Raw genomic sequence first — 18874 nt, 5'->3', positions numbered from 1 at the left:
CATGCCTGAGTACCGGCAGTCGTCCAAGCTCGCGAACGTCCTCTACGACATCCGCGGGCCGGTGATGCAGGCGGCCCAGCAGATGGAGTCTGAGGGGCACCGCATCATCAAGCTGAACATCGGCAACACCGCCCCGTTCGGCTTCGAGGCGCCCGAGGCGGTCCTCATGGACATGATCAAGAACCTGCCGAACGCCCAGGGGTACGCGGACGCGCGCGGCATCTACTCGGCGCGCACGGCGGTCTCCCAGCACTACCAGCTGCGGGGCATCCAGACGATCGGTGTGGACGACGTCTACATCGGCAACGGCGTCTCCGAGCTCATCACCCTCTCGCTCCAGGCCTTCCTCAACCAGGGGGACGAGGTCCTCATCCCCTCGCCGGACTACCCCCTCTGGACGGCGTCCGTGGCGCTCGCGGGAGGCACGCCGGTCCACTATTCGTGCGACGAGGAGGACGGCTGGCAGCCGGACCTCGAGGACCTCGAGTCCCGCATCACGCCCAACACCAAGGGGCTCGTGGTCATCAACCCGAACAACCCGACGGGCGCGGTCTACAGCCGCGAGATGCTGACCAAGCTCATGCAGATCGCCCGAAAGCACGACCTCGTGGTGTTCTCCGACGAGATCTACGAGAAGATCCTCTACGACGGCGCCGAGCACATCCACACCGCCGAGGTGGCGGGCGACGACGTCCTCACGCTCACCTTCTCCGGTCTCTCCAAGGCCTACCGCGTCTGCGGCTTCCGCGCCGGCTGGATGGCCATCACGGGGCCCAAGAAGTACGCGTCCGACTTCATCGAGGGCATCAACCTCCTGGCCAACATGCGGCTCTGCGCCAACGTCCCGGCGCAGCACGCGATCCAGACCGCCCTCGGCGGGTACCAGTCCATCAACGACCTCATCAACCCGGGCGGACGCCTGCTGGAGCAGCGCAACCTGGCGTACTCGATGCTCAACGAGATCCCTGGCGTGAGCACGCAGCAGGCCGAGGGAGCGCTCTACCTGTTCCCGAAGCTGGACCCGGAGGTCTATCCGATCGAGAACGACGAGGACTTCGCGCTCGACCTCCTCCGCAGCCAGAAGATCCTCATCAGCCACGGCACCGCCTTCAACTGGCGGAACCCCGACCATTTCCGGCTCGTGTTCCTCCCCGAGGACACGCTGCTGGCCGAGGCGGTCTCCCGCATCGGCGACTACCTCTCCTCCTATCGACCCTCGAAGCCCCGAAAGGCCGATTGATGTCCCCCAAGAAATCAGCCCCGAAGAAGTCAGAACCGAAGAAGTCGGAGAAGAGCTCCGCGAATTCCAAGAAATCCGCGGACAAGCGGACCGAGAAGGCTGCGCAGAAGCGCGCGGCGAAGGCCGCCCTGTCCGAGAAGGAGCTGGCGAAGCTCGCCAAGCAGGAGAAGAAGGCCGTTGCCGAGAAGGCTGAGAAGAAGGCTGCTGTGAAGGCAGAGAAGAAGGCGGACCAGCGCAAGAAGGCGGAGAAGCTCGCGAAGGCAGAGCGCAAGGCGGCGAAGAAGGCCGCCGAGAAGCAGGCTGCGGAGAAGAAGGCCGCGAAGAAGGCGGCCAAGAAGGCCGCGAAGCGCGCGGCGAGCGCCACGACGCCCTCGGGCGTCACCGTGACGGCCGGTCCTCTCAACCTCGCCACGGTTGACCCGCGTTCCACCCCTGGGTTCGACAAGGGGAAGAAGAAGGCAGCCAAGGCCCTGGAGAAGGGCGCCCTGGAGCTCTCCGACCTTCAGGAGCGGCTCTTCGCCGCGAGCCGGGATGACGACGACGCTCCCGCCGTGCTGCTCGTGTTGCAAGGCATGGACACTTCGGGCAAGGGCGGCATCGTCCGGCACGTCGTGGGCGCGGTGGATCCGCAGGGCGTGGAGCACACCTCGTTCAAGGCTCCCACCGACGAGGAGAAGAAGCACGACTTCCTCTGGAGGATCGAGAAGCACGTGCCGGGCGCGGGCATGATCTGCGTGTTCGACCGCTCCCACTACGAGGACGTCCTCATCCACCGCGTCCACGGCTGGGCGGACGAGCCTGAACTGGAGCGCCGGTATGCGGCCATTCGGGAGTTCGAGGAGAACCTGGCCTCCCGTGGCGTGCGCGTGGTCAAGGTGATGCTCCACATCTCCCAGACCGAGCAGGGAGAGCGTCTTTTGGAGCGGCTGGACCGTCCGGACAAGTTCTGGAAGTACAACCCGGGCGACGTCACCGAGCGCAAGCTCTGGGACGACTACCAGGACGCCTACGAGAAGGCGGTCTCGGAGACGAGCACTGAGGCGGCTCCGTGGCACATCGTCCCGGCCGACCGGAAGTGGTACGCCCGCCTGGCCGTGCAGACCATCCTGCTCGAGGCGCTCCGGGACATCGACCCGCAGTGGCCGGCCGCCTCCTTCAACCGCGGAGCCGAGCGGGCCCGCCTCGCCGCGACCCTGTAGGGGAGGCCTGTAGGGCCGTCCTGGGGGGGGCGTCAGCCTGTAGGGGTGTCTCCAGGCGGGGCCGTCCTCAGCTCCCGGGGCCGTGAGGCTCGGCCTTGACCGCCCCGAAGCTTCCGGCCGCCCCGAACTCGTTTGTTGCGAGTTGGAGGAATGGCCCGTCTCTTTCCTCCAACTTGCAACAGATGAGTGGGCTGGGTGAGGGGGCGGGTGAAGGGGCTGGGTGAGGAGGCCGAGCTCGTCACTCCTCGCCGCTTGAGCCCTCCTCGCCGGAGCCGGACTCCTTGGACTCGCGGGCCGCGTCCAACCGCTTCTGCACGCCGTCCAGCAGGGACTCGCAGCGCTGGGCGAGGGCCTCGCCGCGCTCCCAGAGGGCAATCGACTCCTCAAGCGGCGCTCCGCCGGACTCGAGGCGGGTGACCACGGAGACGAGTTCGTCCCGGGCCTGCTCGTAGGAGAGGGACTCGACGTCCGGGCCTTCGGTCTTGGCGGCCTGGGACGTCGGCGTGGACTGGGGTGTCTGCGCGGACTGGGATGAATGGGTGTGGTTCTGATCGGCCATGTGGTCCTCCTGGTCGAGTGATCTGTGACGAGTGAAGTCTGGTCTGGTCGAGGGGACGCTCGGCGAGCGAGGTCCTCGGCGGTGCGACACCTAATCCGAGCCCGGCCCGCCGCGGGTACCGGTGACCGTGGCGCTGACCCGGCCCCGGGCCACGAGCACGCTCACGTCCTCGCCCGTGCTGACGGCCTCCGCGTCCGTGATGACCTCGGGGCCCCGCTGGAGCACCGCATAACCGCGCTCGAGGGTCTGCTGCGGGGACAGGCTCCGCACGCGCTCCAGAAGATGCTCCACCCCGGTGCGCTCGCGGTCCGTCCGGATCTGGGCTGCGCGGCGCAGACGCTCGGTGAGCATGGCGGTGCGATCCCGGTGGGGGTCCACGATGGACTCCGGCCGGAGCATCGTGGGCCGGGACCGCAGCGCGGAGATCCTCTCCCTCTGCCGCTCCACGAGCAGGGAGACGCTCCGCGAGGCGGCGAACCGGGCGTTGGCGATCCGCTCCCGCTCCTCGGAGATGTCCGGGACGATCCGCTTGGCGGCGTCCGTGGGCGTGGACGCGCGCAGATCCGCCACATCGTCCAGAATCGGATGGTCCGCCTCGTGCCCGATGGCGCTGACCACGGGGGTGCGGGCCTCGGCGACAGCGCGCACCAGCGTCTCGTCGCTGAACGGCAGCAGGTCCTCGAGCGCACCGCCGCCGCGGGCGATGACGATGACGTCCACGGCCGGGTCCGCGTCGAGCTCAGCCAGCGCGGCGGTCACCTCAGGGACGGCCCGCTGCCCCTGGACCGCCACGTTCCGGACCTCGAACTGCACGGCCGGCCAGCGCAGGCCCGCATTGCGCAGCACGTCCTTCTCCGCGTCCGAGTCCCGGCCCGTGATGAGTCCGATCCGCTGGGGGAGGGCGGGGAGCCGCTTCTTCCGGGACGGGGAGAACAGGCCCTCGTCCGCCAGAGAGCGCCGCAGCCGCTCGATCCGCGCGAGCAGGTCTCCCAGGCCCACCGGGCGCAGGGCCGTGGTGTTCATGCTCAGCCGGCCCGCCTTGAGCCACATCTGCGGCTTGATCTGGGCTACCACGCGGGCGCCCACCTCGATCCCCGGCGCGGTGGAGTCCACGGCCCCGCCCCAGGCGTTGGCGGACAGCGAGACCTCCTGGTCCGCGTCCCGGATGGTCATGAAGGTGTTCTGCCCGCGCCGGTTCAGCTCGATGAGCTGGCCCTCCACCCAGGCGCGCGGCGCCCGCTCGATGTGGAACTTCAGCTTCTCCGCGAACACGCGCAGGGGCCAGGGGCTCTCCGCCGTGGTCTGGTCCGCCGTGGGCGGAAGCTCTCGGGGCTGTTCAGCGCTCATGTCTCCATCTAAGCGGACGGACGGCGCCGGGGGACAGCCGACCGCCCGAACGTGGACAACTCTCTCAGACAGCACTGCCACCATGGATGCGTGCGCACTTTCCTCTCCGGCCTGTTCGGCCTCATCGCCGTGCTCGCGGGCCTGGCCGCCTCGGCCGCGTCCTGGACCGCCCGCCACCTCGTGGACCGCGAGGGCTTCCGGGCGCTCGCGGAGCCGCTCTCCAGCGATCCGAGCGTGCGGCGCAGCCTCATCGACCAGGCGTCCTCGCAGGCCGGGGACCGCCTCGTGCAGGCCGCGCCCTTCCTCGAGGGCCTGCGGAACCAGATCACGGACACCACGCGCAGCGCCCTCACGGCCGTCTCCGGAGACGGGGCAACGGGGCGCGCCGCCACGGACACGCTCATGTCCCTGCACGACTCTGCGTTCAGCCCGGACCACGCCGTCGCCGTCGACCTCAGGCCGCTGTCCCAGCTGGTTCTGGACTCCGTGACCCGCCCCTTCGGCGTCGGCGCGCCGCAGGCGGGGGACATGTCCGTGCAGCTGGGGTCGCCCTCCATCGGGGGAGTGGGCGTGTTCGACGCGATCTCCCGGTTCGCCGAGGCCTGGCCGATGCTCCTCGCGATCGCGTGCGCCGCGGCCCTCCTCTGCATCGTGTCCGCCCACCGCCACGGCCGCGCGGCAGTGGTCCTCGGGCTCTGGACGGCGCTCGCGGGCGGCCTGGCCTGGCTCCTCTCCGCCGGCCTTCCGGAGCTGTTCGCCGCCCTGCTCGGCGGCCAGGGCCTCGGGGCGGATCTGTTCCGGGCTCTCGGCCAGCAGGGGGTCGGCAGCGCCCGGGAGGAGTCCCTCTGGGTGGTGTACGCGGGGGCGGTGCTCGTCGTCGTCGGCATCGGCATTGGGCTGACCGCGAAGGAACGGCGCCACTCCTACGTCACCTCCTAGACTGGAGGGACGTCCATGCACTCGACACCAAGGCTGGAGCCATGACCGAAACTGCCACCGGAACGCCCGTCTCCCTGGGCCTGCCTCCGATGCCGCGGACGCGGCGCTCCAAGGCCGAGGTCGACGCCGATCGCCGCGGCACGAGCGCCCAGAAGGTGCTCCTCGCGGCTCCCCGCGGGTACTGCGCGGGCGTGGACCGGGCGGTCATCGCCGTGGAGAAGGCGCTCGAGCACTACGGACCGCCGGTGTACGTGCGCAAGCAGATCGTCCACAACCGCCACGTCGTGGAGACGCTCGAGGAGAAGGGCGCCGTCTTCGTCGAGGAGACGGACGAGGTCCCGGAGGGCGCGCTCGTCGTGTTCTCCGCCCACGGCGTCTCGCCCGCCGTCGTGAACTCCGCGGAGGAGCGCGGCCTGCAGACCATCGACGCGACCTGCCCGCTCGTGACCAAGGTGCACCGCGAGGCCGTGCGGTTCGCGAAGAACGACTACGAGATCCTGCTCATCGGCCACGAGGGCCACGAGGAGGTCGAGGGCACGTTCGGGGAGGCGCCTCAGGCCACGCAGATCGTCAACAACCCGGACGAGGCGGACACCATCGAGGTCAAGGACCCGGACAAGCTCATCTGGCTCTCGCAGACCACCCTGTCAGTGGACGAGACCATGGAGACCGTCCGCCGCCTCCGCAAGCGGTTCCCGAACCTCCAGGACCCGCCCTCGGACGACATCTGCTACGCCACGAGCAACCGCCAGGCGGCCATCAAGAAGATCGCCCCGCAGGCGGACCTCGTCATCGTGGTGGGCTCCGCGAACTCCTCCAACTCGGTGCGCCTCGTGGAGGTGGCGCTCGAGTACGGCGCCAAGGCGGCCTACCGCGTGGACTTCGCCCACCAGGTGGACGAGTCCTGGTTCTCGGACGCGCAGACCGTCGGCGTGACCTCTGGCGCTTCGGTGCCCGAGGTGCTCGTGAGGGACGTGCTCAGCCTCCTCGCCGAGTACGGGTACGAGGACGTGGAGGAGGTCGTGGAGGCCGAGGAGGACATCCTCTTCTCCCTCCCCAAGGAGCTCCGCGCCACCCTCAAGGCCCACGGGGACGAGTCCCGCGGCCTCGGCGGCCGCGGCGTGCGCCCCCGCTCCTGACCTGCACGCGTCCGGCCCCGCGCCGGGTCCTGACCTGCACGAGTCCGGCCCCGCGGCGGGGCCGCTGACCGCCGCTGCCGAACGCCTCGCCGACGTCGCCGGGGATGAACGGCTCACCCGAGTTCTCCGAGCTGGCTCCCCGACGAAAGGCGACGTCTCTCCATGCCCCTGACGATGGCGCATCCTCTGGCCGTCTACCCGTTCCGCCGCACCGGCCTCATGGTCTCCGGGATGGCAGTGGGGTCCATGGTCCCGGACCTGGCGCACTTCGCGGAGGTCCCCGGAGGGTATGGGTTCGCCCACAGCATCCCTGGGCTCCTCACCCTGGACCTCGTCGCCGGGCTTCTCCTCCTGGCCGCGTGGCAGTGGATTCTGGCCCCCGCGTATGACGAGATCATGCCCGCCCGCTGGCGCCGATGGCCTCAGTCCCGGCCGCGCTGGCAGGGGTGGCTGCCCCTGGCGAGCGCCTCGGTCCTCCTCGGCGGTCTCACGCACCTCGGCTGGGACCTCCTGGCGCACTGGGACTCTCCCGTGGTGGCGGCCGTCCCCGCGCTGCGGGCCGAGGTGGGCCCGTTCCGCGTCTTCGCCCTCATCCAGTACGGCAGCTCCGCGCTCGGCCTTGCGGCCCTCGCGCTCCTCGGGTGGAGGCGGTGGACGACGACGCCGGCGCGCGCCGCCCCGGAGAACACCCGCTGGGCCTGGTCACGGGACGTGGACCGGGCCGTGCTCACCTGGGCCCCTCTGTGCGCGGCCGCGGCCGCGATGAGCGGGAAGCTGGTCATGTATGCGCTGCTCGGCTGGATGACGAAGCGGACCCTGGCCTACGCGTTCTTCGTGGAGACGAGCCGGGCGGCGCTGTGCGCGGCAGTGCTGGCCGCGGGGGTGCGGATGCTGGTGCTGTGGGGGCGCAGCGCGAGGACCCGGCGGGCCCGGAGAGCGGCCTGACTACAGCCAGCCGTTCTCCCGCGCCGTCCGGGCGGCCTCGAACCGGTTGCCGGTGCCCGTCTTGGCGATGGCCGAGGAGAGGTGGTTTCGCACCGTGCCTTCGGAGAGGAACACGGCTCGCGCCACGTCCTTGAGGCTCTGCCCGAGCTCGGCCGCCTTGAGCACGTCCGCCTCGCGGGGCGTGAGCGGGGACTCCCCGGCCACGAGGGAGGCCTCGGCGAGCTGCGGGTCGATGACCCGCAGCCCCTGGGCCACCCTCCGGACCGCGTTGGCGAGCTGCTCCGCCGGCATGTCCTTGACGGTGAAGCCGCTCGCGCCCGCGTCGAGGGCCCGCTTGAGGTAGCCGGGGCGCCCGAACGTGGTCACGATGAGGGACCGGCACTCCAGCCCGGACTCCTTGAGGGCCCGAGCGGTCTCGATGCCGTCCATCCCCGGCATCTCGATGTCCAGCAGGGCCACGCCCGGCCGGTGCGCCCGGACCGCATCCAGCACCTCGTCCCCGCGGTCCACCTGGGCCACCACCTCGAGGTCCGGCTCCAGGTCCAGCAGCGCCGCGAGGGCGCCGCGGACGAGTCCCTGGTCATCGGCGAGCAGCAGGCGGATCGGGGTCATCGGGGGCCTCCTTCGGCCGGCTGGCGCGCAGCGCGGCTCATCGTGACGGTCACGGCCAGGCCCGGACGGCCGCCGTCGTCGTCGTGCTCTGGGGTCCTGGAGGGAGGGGCGGGGGAGAAGGCCACCTCCCCGCCCGCGGCCGCCACGCGCTCGCGGATGCCTGCGAGCCCGTTGCCGGGGTCGGCGGACGCGCTCCCGCCCGGAGCTGAGTCTCCGAGAGCGGAGACGGGAGACGGCAGCCCGACGCCGTTGTCCGCGACCCGCAGCGAGTCCTCCGTGACGGCGATCTCGACGCGGGAGGCGCGGGCGTGGCGCAGGATGTTGGTGCTCGCCTCGCGGAGCACCCAGGCGAAGAGGCGAGAGCGGGCCTCGGAGGGCTCGCCGCGCTCGGTCACCTTCACCCGCAGCCCCTGGGACTCCAGGGCCTCGCGGCAGGAGCGCAGCGCCGCGTCCAGGTCCGGCGACTTGAGTCCCGTCACGGTGGTCCGCACCTCGGCGAGGGCCTCGCGGGAGATGCGCCCGATGTCGGCGATCTCGGCGCGGGCCCGCTCCGGGTCGAGCTCCACGAGCCGCTCGGCGAGCTGGGCCTTGACGGCGAGGACGGTGAGGGAGTGCCCGAGGATGTCGTGCACGTCCCGCCCGATCTCCTCGCGTTGCCGCGAGAGCTCGAGCGCCTTCCGCGCCCTCTCCTCCCGCGAGCCGAACTCCTCGGCCGTGCGGCCCACCATCACCGCGAGCATCCCGATGAGCGGTCCGCCCGCCACCCACCAGGAGCCGGCCTCGCGCCATGCCTCCGGGTTGAGGAGGATGAGCGCGGCTCCCACCGCGGTCAGGCCGACGACGACGGCGGGCGCCTGGCGGAGCGGCCGGGAGAAGACGAGGACCGCCACGAAATAGGGGGCCATCGAGAGCACGGCCAGGCCGATGACCGGCCACGCGGCTGCCGTCAGGAGGGCCATGACCCCGAGGACGCCTGGAAGGGTCCACCGGCGGCGCGAGGCCGCCCCGGAGCCGAGGGCCACCCAGTAGACCACGTACACCGCGCCGAAGAGCACCACCGCCGCAACCGCGAGCACGCGCAGGCCGAGCGGATCGCTCGAGACGAGGGCCGTGGCCAGCGGGATCCAGAGGAAGACCAGCCAGACCGCCGCGAAGAGGGCGGAGACCCAGCCGCCGGGGCGCCGGCGGGAGGGTCTGCGCTGCGAGGTGGTCATCGGGGTCTCCGTCTGTGGGTTGGGGATGGCGGGGCGGGGCCGTCGTCGTCGTTCACCGCTGCGAGCCTCACGCGCGGCGGCCGGCGCGAAGGCGGAACGCCAGAGCGCAGAGGCCCGCGAGGACCACGAGCCACGCGACGGCGTTGAGGACCATGAGCCCCAGGGGGTCCGTGGTCTGCGTGGAGCCGTCCATGACGTCCCCTCGCGTCAGAGGATAGCGCGCCAGGGCGTTGATGCCGTAGAGGGGCGTGAAGCGTCCGAGGACGAGCATCCCGCCGCTCAGCGGCGCGAAGAGGTTGCCGAGGAACGCCCAGATGACGAGCGTGCCGGAGGCGATGCCGGGCGCCGCCTGGCTGTTGAAGAGCAGCCCCGCCGCGAGGCCGTAGAGCGCGAACACGCCGGAGAGCAGCCACGAGAGGAGGAATGTGCCGATCCACTGGCCCGCGGGCATGTGCGCGCCCGTGAAGGCCCCGAGCACGAACACCACTGTGACGGGCAGGGCCGCGAGGAGAAGGCAGAGGAGGAACTTGACGAGCACGTAGGCCAGCGGGCGCATCGCGGTGAGCTGGAGCTGCCGGCCCCAGCCGTGGCCGAACTCGACGGCGGCGTTGGCGGCCTGCGCCGTGGAGGCGACGATGGCGCCGTAGAGGGCCATGCCGATCATGATGCTGGCGCCCACGTTGCCCTCGTGGATGCCCACGTCCTTGTAGTCCTGCGTGGCGCCGAACGTCATGTAGAGGAACGCAGGCATGAGAACCGCGAAGAGGATCTGGAAGCGGTTCCGCAGGGCGCGGCGCAGCTCGAGGGAGAGGAAGGTGACGATGTTCATTCAGATCGCCTCGCTTTCGGAGGTCAGGGAATCGCCGGTGAGCTGGAAGAAGGCGTCCTCGAGGCTCGTGGAGCGGACCTCGAGGTCGTGCGCGCGGGTGCGCGTGAGGAGGTGGCGGGCGAGGCCGTCCGAGTCCTCCGTCCGCACGCTGAGGCGGGAGCCCGTCTCCTGGACGTCCGTGACGCCGGGGAGAGCGCGGACGTCCCCGTCCGCCGGGTCCCAGACGAAGGAGACACGGCGGCCGCCGACGCGCTCGCGGAGCTCGTGGGTGGCGCCGTCCGCCACGACACGGCCCCGGCTCATGAGGATGACCCGCTCGGCGAAGGACTCGGCCTCGTCGAGGTAGTGCGTGGCGAAGAGGACCGTGGTGCCGTGCGAGGCCTGCTCGTGCATGGCCGTCCAGAACTCGCGGCGGGCGGAGACGTCCATGCCCGTGGTGGGCTCGTCGAGGACGATGAGGTCCGGGTCCGGCAGGAGCGCCAGCGCGAACTTGACGCGCTGCTGCTGGCCGCCGGAGCACTTGCCGATGCGGCGGCCCGCGATCTCCGCGATGCCCGCCCGCTCCATCGCGTCGTCCACGCCGATCGTGCTGGGGTAGAGGGAGCTGATGAGAGAGACGGTCTCCCGGACGGTGTAGTCGGGGAGGAGGCCGCCGGTCTGCAGGAGGGCGGCGACGCGGCCGGCCTTGACGCTGCGCCCCGGCGCCTCGCCGAAGAGCTCGGCCGTGCCGGAGGTGGGGGCGTACTGTCCCAGGAGGATGTCCAGGGTGGTGGTCTTCCCGGCACCGTTGGGGCCGAGGAGGGCGGCGATCTCGCCGCGGCGGAGGGTGAAGGTGGCGTCGGCGACGGCGTCCACGGGCTTTCCGCCGCGGGAGGCGAAGCGCTTGGAGACCCCGTCGAGGACGACGGCGGGAGCGGCTGTGGTGTTCATGCTGTTGAGTCTTCCGGCAGCGCGGGCCGGGGGAGGAGGCCGCCTGTCACGTCCTCGGCATGACAAATGTCAGGCCGGTAGGATGGTGTGCCGTGGCTCTTACTATCGGAATCGTCGGACTGCCCAACGTCGGCAAGTCAACCCTGTTCAACGCCCTGACCCGCCAGACCGTGCTCGCGGCGAACTATCCGTTCGCGACGATCGAGCCGAACGTGGGCATCGTCGACCTTCCGGACGAGCGCCTGGGGAAGCTGGCCGAGATCTTCGGGTCCCAGGCGATTCTGCCCGCCACCGTGTCCTTCGTGGACATCGCCGGCATTGTGCGCGGTGCGTCTGAGGGCGAGGGGCTCGGCAACCAGTTCCTCGCGAACATCCGCGAGGCGGCGGCCATCGCCCAGGTCATCCGCGTGTTCGACGATCCCGATGTGGTCCACGTGGACGGCAAGGTGGACCCGGCGTCCGACCGCGAGACGATCAACACCGAGCTCATCCTGGCCGACATGCAGACCGTGGAGAAGGCCATCCCCCGCGTGGAGAAGGAGGTCAAGGGCAAGAAGCGCGAGGCCGCTGACCTCGAGGCGCTGAAGTCCGCCCTGGCCGTCCTGGAGCGCGGAGACACCATCTACTCGGCCGTTCAGAGCGAGGGGCTCGAGATGGACCGCCTGCGGGAGCTCGGCCTCCTCACGGCCAAGCCGTTCATCTACGTGTTCAATGTGGACGACTCCGTCCTCGGCAGCGAGGAACGGCAGCAGGAGCTGCGGGACCTCGTGGCCCCGGCGGACGCCGTGTTCCTCGATGCGAAGCTCGAGGCCGACCTTGTGGAGCTGGACGAGGAGGAGGCCCGCGAGATGCTCGAGATGAACGGCCAGACCGAGTCCGGCCTGGATCAGCTGGCGCGCGTCGGCTTCCACACTCTCGGCCTGCAGACCTACCTCACCGCCGGGCCCAAGGAGGCCCGCGCCTGGACCATCCGCAAGGGCGACACCGCCCCGCAGGCCGCCGGCGTCATCCACTCCGACTTCGAGCGCGGCTTCATCAAGGCCGAGGTGGTCTCCTTCGAGGATCTCCAGGAGGCCGGCTCCAAGGCCGAGGCCAAGTCCAAGGGCAAGGTCCGCATGGAGGGCAAGGACTACGTCATGCAGGACGGGGACGTGGTGGAGTTCCGGTTTAATACAACCTCTGCGAGCAAGAAGTGATGCTCCAGTCAAGCGTTATCTCGGGGGAGTGATCGATGGCCAACGAACGGATCACCGAAGATCTTGTTGACGAGCGCCTGCGGGCACTCGGCTTCTATGACGATGACGAACGGATCGTCGTGGAGAAGCAACAGTCAGTCGTGCAGGCCATCCGCAGGGGACTCTCGAAGGCCTCGAAGACGGGTAAGGGCAAGTCTGCTGGATACCCCGAGTTCATCATCACCTCACCCGGAACCCCCGACATGGTCGTGCTGGTCGAGTGCAAAGCTGATGTTCGTTACCACAGGTCGGCTAAACGAAACCTAGCTAAAGACTATGCCGTGGATGGTGTCCTTCATTACGCGAGACACCTTACCGCGCACTACACAGTGATCTCGATTGCGGTATCTGGCACTCCGCAGTCGAACGAATGGTCCTTCTTTGTGACGCCGAAGGGGACGACACAGGAACACGATCTGGTCTCGCCTATGGGTGCGCCGATCACTGAGATGATTGGTCTCAATGACCTCTTCGCAGCCGCGTCCTTTGACCCCAAAGTCCAGAAACGGCGCGAGCAAGACCTGATCGCATTCTCGATGGAGATGCATGAATTCATGCGTGACGAGGCGGAGCTTGAAGAGAAGGAGAAGCCGCTGGCTGTCGCCGGTACGCTGATCGCGCTCAAGGATCAAATTTTCGCTAAAACCTACGACTCGTATCCGGCTTCGGATCTTCCTGAGTTCTGGATCCAGTCGATTAAGAGGGTCATCAAAGAGGCTAATCTGCCTGTGTCGAAGCTGGAGAACATCACCCAGCCGTTCACCAACATCCAGGTTCACCCCGAGCTGCGCAAGCCGACCAAAGGGTACCCGAAGGGCCTTCTCAACGAGATTGTCAGCATGCTTGCCGAGAAGGTCATGCCTTTCTTAACGATCTACCAGGACTTCGATGTGGTGGGTGCGTTCTATGGCGAGTTCCTCAAATACACTGGTGGAGATGGCAAGGGACTGGGTATTGTCCTGACGCCGAAGCATGTCACCGAGCTGTTCGGGCTTATCGCCAACGTTGGCAAAGATGACAAGGTCTTGGATATTTGCGCAGGTACTGGCGGATTTCTGATATCGGCCATGGTGCAAATGACCCGGTCGGCAACCACTGAAGCTGAAGTCGAGGACATCAAGAAAAACCAGCTCATCGGCGTTGAGCAGAACCCGACGATGTATGCCCTTGCTGCGTCGAACATGATCCTGCGCGGTGACGGCAAGGCCAACCTCTACCAAGGTTCGTGCTTCGATCCGGCGATCTTCGCTGGCGTGAAGAAGCACAAGGCGAACATCGGAATGATCAACCCACCGTACGCCAAGACTAAAGAAGATCTTCACGAACTACGGTTTGTGGAGCAGATGCTCGATGCGCTCGACGTAGGTGGCACGGGCATCGCTATCGTGCCGATGTCCTGCGCCACGGCAGCGAGCGTCTACAAGCGGGACCTGTTGAAGAAGCACACTCTTGAGGCCGTGATGTCGATGCCGCCTGAGGTCTTCTACCCTGTTGGAGTTATCACTTGCATTATGGTGTTTAGGGCTCGGGTTCCACATGAGAAGTCGAAGCGCAAGACCTGGTTTGGCTACTGGCGTGATGACACCTTCATCAAGGTCAAGAACCTTGGTCGAGTCGATAGGAACCACACCTGGGCAACAGTTCGTGATCGATGGGTCGAAATGTACCGCAACCGGGAAGTAAACCCTGACGAAGCTGTCATGCAAAAGGTCGAGGCCGATGATGAATGGGTCGCCGAGGCGTACATGGAGACCGACTATTCGAGCCTCGGTCCCTCAGATCTGGAGCAGGTGCTTCTAGAGCATGCATTGTTCGTGCTTCGTGGTGACTTGGGTGCTGAGGACGAGGGTGACGTATGAGACGACTCGATGAGATATTTGATCTGCGATATGGAACCAATCTTGAGCTCAATTCCTTGACGAAAGTCAAGGCCCCTTCTGGCGTGAATTTTGTATCCCGCGCAATGGGAAATAATGGTGTAACCAGCAGGGTGTTGGCGACAGAGCCCTTTGGAATTCCAGGGGAGATTACGGTCGCTCTTTCTGGCAACGGTGTTCTATCTAGTTTCGTGCAACCGGAACCATTTGTGACCGGATTTCATGTCATGATCCTTAAAGCCAAGGATCCTAATATGTCGACTGTTGAGAAGCTGTGGTGGTGTCGGTGTATCTGGCAGAATAGACATCGTTTCTCATATGGGCGTCAGGCGAACCGCACGCTCGGATCGCTACTCATGCCTGATGCGCCGCCAGCCTGGGTATCCGAGATGAAAATCCCGACCCATGAAGGTCTCGCGAGAGCGATTGAACCGTCGGTTTCGTTGTCTCCCGTGTCCGGCTGGGGCCGGTTCTCAATTGACGAGCTCTTCAGTGTGAAAAAAGGCAAGAGAGTCACCAAGGCACAACGCGCTCCGGGTGAGACCCGATTTATCGGCGCATCGGAGAAGAATCATGGTATTACGGATATGTGTGATCTGGAACCACTGTTCGACCCACACTGTCTGACGGTGCCCTACAATGGTTCTGTCGGATTTGCGTCTTATCAGGACAAGCCGTTCTTCGCGTCGGATGACGTTCAGGTCCTTATCCCGCGGAGCGAAGTGAGTCGTTGGACACTGTTATTCGTTGCTACGTTGATTCGCTTCGAACGTTCGCGCTTCAGCTATGGCTACAAGTGGAACATGGCGCGGATGAAGAAGACGACGGTTAGGCTTCCCATTACTACCGAAGGTCTCCCCGACTGGAGCTACATGGAGTCCGTCATGCGAGGCCTTCCCTTCTCTGCCGCCGTGGCCTCTCGCATTGGAGACGTTCGCACGCCTGAAGAGGAAAGAATTGCGTCACTGGCTATATGATGCGCCAGCGTTTTTAGTATTCAAATCCGAGTACGTTGCATATTAATCGGGGCCGTAATTATTGTTGGTGAATTTCTTCGGCGTTTTACTTGCTTGGGAAACAGTTCTAGAATGTGCGTCATTGACGGTCTTGCCGAATCTGTTCTGCATTTGAAATCTGAACAGTCTCACGCTGATTTAATTGTCCTTCGGTACAAGCCTCGCCCTGAAAGGGCGTCAAACGCTAACTTATTTACATCAGGAAATTGGGGCCCGGCTAGTTCATCGTCGACGACGGATTTTGTGCATACAAGAGTTGCGTCATGAGTCGAAGAAGGTGAGGGTCCTCGCTGATGCAGGCACTGTAATAATCAGGCCGCTCATGGGCTATGATTCAGGGTGATTCCTGCCATGTGCCCAGTGGTTGCTCGTCTAAATCAAGAACAACCTCATGGAATCACCGTGAGCGCTGTCATCGATCTGCCAATCGACGGTGGCAGGTTCCGCGCGTTCGATCTGGTCGATGCATCTGGTTTCGAGCTGTGTGGTGGGGCTGGGTGTCATTCCAAGGAGGGGGCAGGTGAAGGAGGTCGTGCTGTGTGCGGGTTTTCTTGGGCTATGGCACCAATAACGAAATTCTCGGGGCCGAGACAGATGTCGTGCATTAGATCTACTGACTGCTAGCCAGCGATGAAAGCTACTGTGGTCCCCTCCTTGCCAAGTGCTAGCCCCAACTACATGCTAGCCTGGCTGTCAAAAGTAGAAGAAAGTCGGCAACCACGGACAACTTGTGCACGGCAGCCAATGGTGAGGGGCCCTTTCCGGTCAACGGGCTCCTCGGACTCGTCGACTATGCTCAGGGCTCTCGCGGTATCATCTTGGCCTGCTATTCGAGCTACACAGGCTGAAACGTCCGTGCCGAGAAGATGCGCCCAACTTGCTGCCTCTCCATCGTGCGCAACAAGGACAGCGTTTCAGGTATCGGCCAGAGTTCAACCAGCCGTGGGTCGGATGAGTGGTGGAGCGCAAGAGTGGTCAGCAAGCCCCCGGCGATTCGCGAATCGCTCAGGCTTCATTGCGCCCAGTGACAGCGGATCGGGTCTCTTCGAGAACGGCCCCAACACAATGAATCGGTCAAGGATTGCGGCCTGAGCTATCACTGTATGGGCCCATCTTGAATTCGGGTGAACAGTATCACCAGTCCATGCTTGAAATTATGCCCGAATATTTTCGCCAGCCTGCCTCACCGGCACGAGCTCCTGAAGTGACAAGGCGCGGGTCAGACGATCAAAGCTCGGATCAGTAACAATCAAGCTCACATGACGCATGCGTGGTCCAACTTTTACGAGGAATAAGTCAATGGCGAGGAATCTCCAATTCCATCAGGGAAGGTGAGAACGTTTACGTTGACTTCCTGGGATGGAACGTCGGTCGTTGACAGTACTGAGTGGCCCGAAAAAGCATTTAAGTTCCAGATGCCGTGCAAGCATTCGGTAAAGTCGACCTCATGCTCTTGTGCTGCGTAATAGAAGTTCTCAAAGTGTTATCACGGTGGTCCTCCCGCGGGTAACATGGTTCTTGACCTCACCCGGGTGGAGGTCGTGCAGGATATTAGTCCGAAATTCAGGTTATGAAGTATCGGTGATGGTGGCTATATATGTTCCTATTTGCTCGCCTCGGGGCAGGTTGTCTCCATCAGGGGTAACGCCGCAGAAAGTCGGCAGATCGCCCGGCTCGCTGTGCAGGTGTGGACGACGTCGAGAGGCTTCGTGGCGCCTAAGAGTCCTGCATTGCTTCGATCTTCGATTGTCAGAGTTCGTGTGTCTGGTTGTCGAACACGGCCCTGCTTGAGCAGTCGGACTGTAGCGAAGGCACTGCTGATTTTTTCGGCAACCTCGTTAGCGCCTCTTGCGATTTCCGTTCTGATGGGCGCGATACTCGCTGCGAATCTTTTCGTAGTAGGCGTCGCTCAATTGAGCCATGTGGCTAACGGCTTCTCCTGACCAGTTGTGCGTAAGTCCCTTCTTGTGCTTCCAGGCCATACGGGAGTTGGCGCGCAGGTTCTCTTTCCAGCAGATGACCTGATGGTCGTAGGAGGTTAGTTTGCGCCCCTCGCGCTTAGCGTTGACGCGCTCCAGCAGCTCGGTTGCACTGAAGGGATGGCTCTGATTGGGGTCTGTCTTTCTTACGACAACGCGCTGGCCTTCGGGGTTGACCGATACCACAAGGTCGGCGGTGGATACTGTCTTTGTCGATTGGAGGTGCACGTCGTACACGGCGGCGACACGTTGCATGTCTGCGCCGTGAGCCTCGGCTCGGTCGATGATGCCGCGAAGCTCGTCGATGAATTCTTGCACCTCTGCGACTGCGGTGGTCGACGGCCCTGCCGTCATGAATTGCACCGGTTCGGAAGGGGCCTTGGCCCCCAGGGGGAGCAACTGCCATGTGATCGAGTCGGCGAGGTCTTTGCGGAAGTGGCTGAGCGCGAAGTCTCGAAAGTTTAGGACGCTAGTCTGCAGGAAGGGGTAGATCATCTCGCCGAGGTCGGCGGCGTAGAGATGCGTGGCTCGATTGCGGTACGAGATGAGGGCGCTGACGTTTGCGGAAAGGGAGTTGCCGTCAATGCTGGATGGAAACAGCTTGTGATTGACTACCTGCTTTAGGGCATCTTCGGCGGCCAATGTCCGGTAGGGCTCGCCGCGTTTTTTCTTATAGAAGATCGGCTTGTTGGCCTTCTTGAGTGCTGCCTTCAAGGCCAGCTCCCATGCATTGACCACCAGTAGCGTTGTGACCTCATCCCGGTACTCCACGCGCGGCTTGTTGTAAATTTCAATGGCTGCGAGCATGGCGGAGAGAGAGTTGGCCACCATGCGGCGGGACGAGACGGAAGGCCTAGGCATTGCTGTGCTCCTTAGTGCACTATCGGTGACCTCATTGAGAGTAGGTGCCTACATTGACATTTCTGGGGAGATGGCAGGCTGTGTCATTGTATTTGTCTCGGCCTGTGGTCAAAGGCTTCGCCCGATTGGTCTCGACAGTGCGCGGTTGCAGCGTGCGCCTGTGGGGTGAGGGGGAATCCGTAACCCGCCGTTCATGCACTGCCCCGTTCGGGTGTCGGGGGTCGGGTCGCAGGTTCGGCCAGGGTCTGTGGTCTCGAAGCGCACGAGTCCCCGAGGGCCCACAGGCCGGTTCTTTAGCCTTCACGAGCGTCCCCATGAAGGTGGTGGGCTATCGTGCGTCGGTCTTGATCAGCGGAAGAGAGAATCAGCTACGAGGCGCCATGTTGATTCAATGCCCCGGGGTCGTGGTCTGACGGTGAAGGATGGCCGAAGTCCAGTGAGCGGATGGGGCGAGCGACCCTCTCGATTGGTGCACTTCCGCTTGCTGACCTGCGCCGTCGGCTAGGTATTGCGTGCTAGGCGGCTGGCCTCTTGCCTTTCTACTCCTCGAGTCAGTCCGAGCTCGGCCGTGTGTACGCTCGATGCCGCGACTCGTAGGCGACCGACACGCAGCAGATTCTTCAGAGTAGCGCATTGCGTTAATAACGTACAGCGTTATATACTGGGTATCGTGATCAGATCCTTCCGAGACAAGCGGACAGCCCGGGTCTGGGACCGGCGCTTCGTCGCCGGTGTGGACCAGAGGATTCAGCGGGGGGCCCTGCGGAAGCTTGAGTCGCTGCACGCGGCCGTGGACGTCATGGATCTGCGAGTCCCGCCCGGCAACAGGCTTGAGCGCCTCAAGGGAGACAGAAGCGGGCGGTTCAGCATCAGAGTCAATGACCAGTGGCGGATCTGCTTCGCGTGGCGGGACGGATCCGCTGAAGACGTTGAGCTGACGGACTATCACTGAG

16 protein-coding genes are annotated in these 18874 nt (G+C 65.3%); 9 read left to right on the top strand and 7 right to left on the bottom strand.

Features of this window, described 5'->3' with window-relative positions; all coding sequences use genetic code 11:
- Nucleotide 1 precedes the first annotated feature (1 nt).
- Together H9I38_RS05460 and H9I38_RS05455 are read left to right on the top strand one after the other, a co-directional pair.
- On the top strand, nucleotides 2–1240 hold the full coding sequence (locus H9I38_RS05460) for a pyridoxal phosphate-dependent aminotransferase (RefSeq protein ID WP_226337750.1): 1239 nt from the start codon (nucleotides 2–4) through the stop codon (nucleotides 1238–1240).
- Between the two features lie 383 nt (nucleotides 1241–1623).
- Nucleotides 1624–2439 carry a PPK2 family polyphosphate kinase gene (locus tag H9I38_RS05455; RefSeq protein WP_226337939.1) on the top strand — a complete coding sequence of 272 codons (816 nt, stop codon included), beginning with the start codon at nucleotides 1624–1626 and terminating at the stop codon, nucleotides 2437–2439.
- 238 nt (nucleotides 2440–2677) lie between these two features.
- Here H9I38_RS05455 and H9I38_RS05450 read toward each other — a convergent pair whose 3' ends face one another.
- Both H9I38_RS05450 and xseA read right to left on the bottom strand, forming a co-directional pair.
- Complete coding sequence (locus H9I38_RS05450; protein WP_226337749.1) at nucleotides 2678–2998, bottom strand: exodeoxyribonuclease VII small subunit; 321 nt, start codon at nucleotides 2996–2998, stop codon at nucleotides 2678–2680.
- Nucleotides 2999–3088: 90 nt separating this feature from the next.
- Nucleotides 3089–4345 carry an exodeoxyribonuclease VII large subunit gene (gene xseA / locus H9I38_RS05445; protein WP_226337748.1) on the bottom strand — a complete coding sequence of 419 codons (1257 nt, stop codon included), beginning with the start codon at nucleotides 4343–4345 and terminating at the stop codon, nucleotides 3089–3091.
- 90 nt (nucleotides 4346–4435) lie between these two features.
- On the opposite strand from xseA, the gene H9I38_RS05440 reads away from it, so the two are divergent.
- From H9I38_RS05440 to H9I38_RS05430, 3 genes are all read left to right on the top strand, one after another.
- Nucleotides 4436–5284, top strand: a complete 849-nt coding sequence (locus tag H9I38_RS05440; RefSeq protein ID WP_226337747.1) for a hypothetical protein — start codon at nucleotides 4436–4438, stop codon at nucleotides 5282–5284.
- A gap of 41 nt (nucleotides 5285–5325) precedes the next feature.
- The gene (locus H9I38_RS05435; RefSeq protein ID WP_226337746.1) at nucleotides 5326–6423 is read left to right on the top strand and encodes a 4-hydroxy-3-methylbut-2-enyl diphosphate reductase; all 1098 of its coding nucleotides are present in this window, start codon (nucleotides 5326–5328) and stop codon (nucleotides 6421–6423) included.
- A gap of 162 nt (nucleotides 6424–6585) precedes the next feature.
- Complete coding sequence (locus tag H9I38_RS05430; protein WP_226337745.1) at nucleotides 6586–7368, top strand: DUF4184 family protein; 783 nt, start codon at nucleotides 6586–6588, stop codon at nucleotides 7366–7368.
- Here H9I38_RS05430 and H9I38_RS05425 read toward each other — a convergent pair whose 3' ends face one another.
- From H9I38_RS05425 to H9I38_RS05410, 4 genes are all read right to left on the bottom strand, one after another.
- Complete coding sequence (locus tag H9I38_RS05425; RefSeq protein ID WP_226337744.1) at nucleotides 7369–7980, bottom strand: response regulator transcription factor; 612 nt, start codon at nucleotides 7978–7980, stop codon at nucleotides 7369–7371.
- Nucleotides 7977–9194 carry a sensor histidine kinase gene (locus H9I38_RS05420; RefSeq protein WP_226337743.1) on the bottom strand — a complete coding sequence of 406 codons (1218 nt, stop codon included), beginning with the start codon at nucleotides 9192–9194 and terminating at the stop codon, nucleotides 7977–7979. Before H9I38_RS05420 ends, H9I38_RS05425 begins: the two co-directional genes overlap by 4 nt.
- 67 nt (nucleotides 9195–9261) lie before the next feature.
- Nucleotides 9262–10023: an ABC transporter permease gene (locus H9I38_RS05415; protein ID WP_226337742.1), complete on the bottom strand. Its 762-nt coding sequence runs from the start codon at nucleotides 10021–10023 to the stop codon at nucleotides 9262–9264.
- Nucleotides 10024–10953: an ABC transporter ATP-binding protein gene (locus H9I38_RS05410; protein ID WP_226337741.1), complete on the bottom strand. Its 930-nt coding sequence runs from the start codon at nucleotides 10951–10953 to the stop codon at nucleotides 10024–10026. It abuts the gene before it with no gap.
- A gap of 92 nt (nucleotides 10954–11045) precedes the next feature.
- On the opposite strand from H9I38_RS05410, the gene ychF reads away from it, so the two are divergent.
- From ychF to H9I38_RS05395, 3 genes are read left to right on the top strand one after another with little or no spacing between them, the layout of a single operon-like run.
- On the top strand, nucleotides 11046–12149 hold the full coding sequence (gene ychF / locus H9I38_RS05405; RefSeq protein WP_226337740.1) for a redox-regulated ATPase YchF: 1104 nt from the start codon (nucleotides 11046–11048) through the stop codon (nucleotides 12147–12149).
- A 35-nt stretch (nucleotides 12150–12184) separates the two neighbouring features.
- Nucleotides 12185–14047 carry a class I SAM-dependent DNA methyltransferase gene (locus tag H9I38_RS05400; RefSeq protein WP_226337739.1) on the top strand — a complete coding sequence of 621 codons (1863 nt, stop codon included), beginning with the start codon at nucleotides 12185–12187 and terminating at the stop codon, nucleotides 14045–14047.
- The gene (locus tag H9I38_RS05395) at nucleotides 14044–15042 is read left to right on the top strand and encodes a restriction endonuclease subunit S (protein WP_226337738.1); all 999 of its coding nucleotides are present in this window, start codon (nucleotides 14044–14046) and stop codon (nucleotides 15040–15042) included. The genes H9I38_RS05400 and H9I38_RS05395 overlap by 4 nt, the downstream gene beginning before the upstream one ends.
- A 1877-nt stretch (nucleotides 15043–16919) precedes the next feature.
- Here H9I38_RS05395 and H9I38_RS05390 read toward each other — a convergent pair.
- Entirely contained in the window at nucleotides 16920–17891 is a 972-nt protein-coding gene (locus tag H9I38_RS05390; RefSeq protein WP_226337737.1) for a DUF3644 domain-containing protein, read from the bottom strand.
- 700 nt (nucleotides 17892–18591) lie between these two features.
- Between H9I38_RS05390 and H9I38_RS05385 the strand changes: the two genes are divergently transcribed.
- Nucleotides 18592–18873, top strand: coding sequence for a type II toxin-antitoxin system RelE/ParE family toxin (locus tag H9I38_RS05385; RefSeq protein WP_226337736.1), 282 nt, complete (start codon nucleotides 18592–18594; stop codon nucleotides 18871–18873).
- Nucleotide 18874 lies beyond the last annotated feature (1 nt).

Source organism: Arthrobacter sp. UM1 (genome assembly GCF_020483305.1).
In the GTDB taxonomy this organism is placed as follows: Bacteria; Actinomycetota; Actinomycetes; order Actinomycetales; family Micrococcaceae; genus Falsarthrobacter.
The sequence above is the reverse complement of the archived record's forward strand: the minus strand, read 5'-3'. Positions and strand labels throughout refer to the sequence as shown.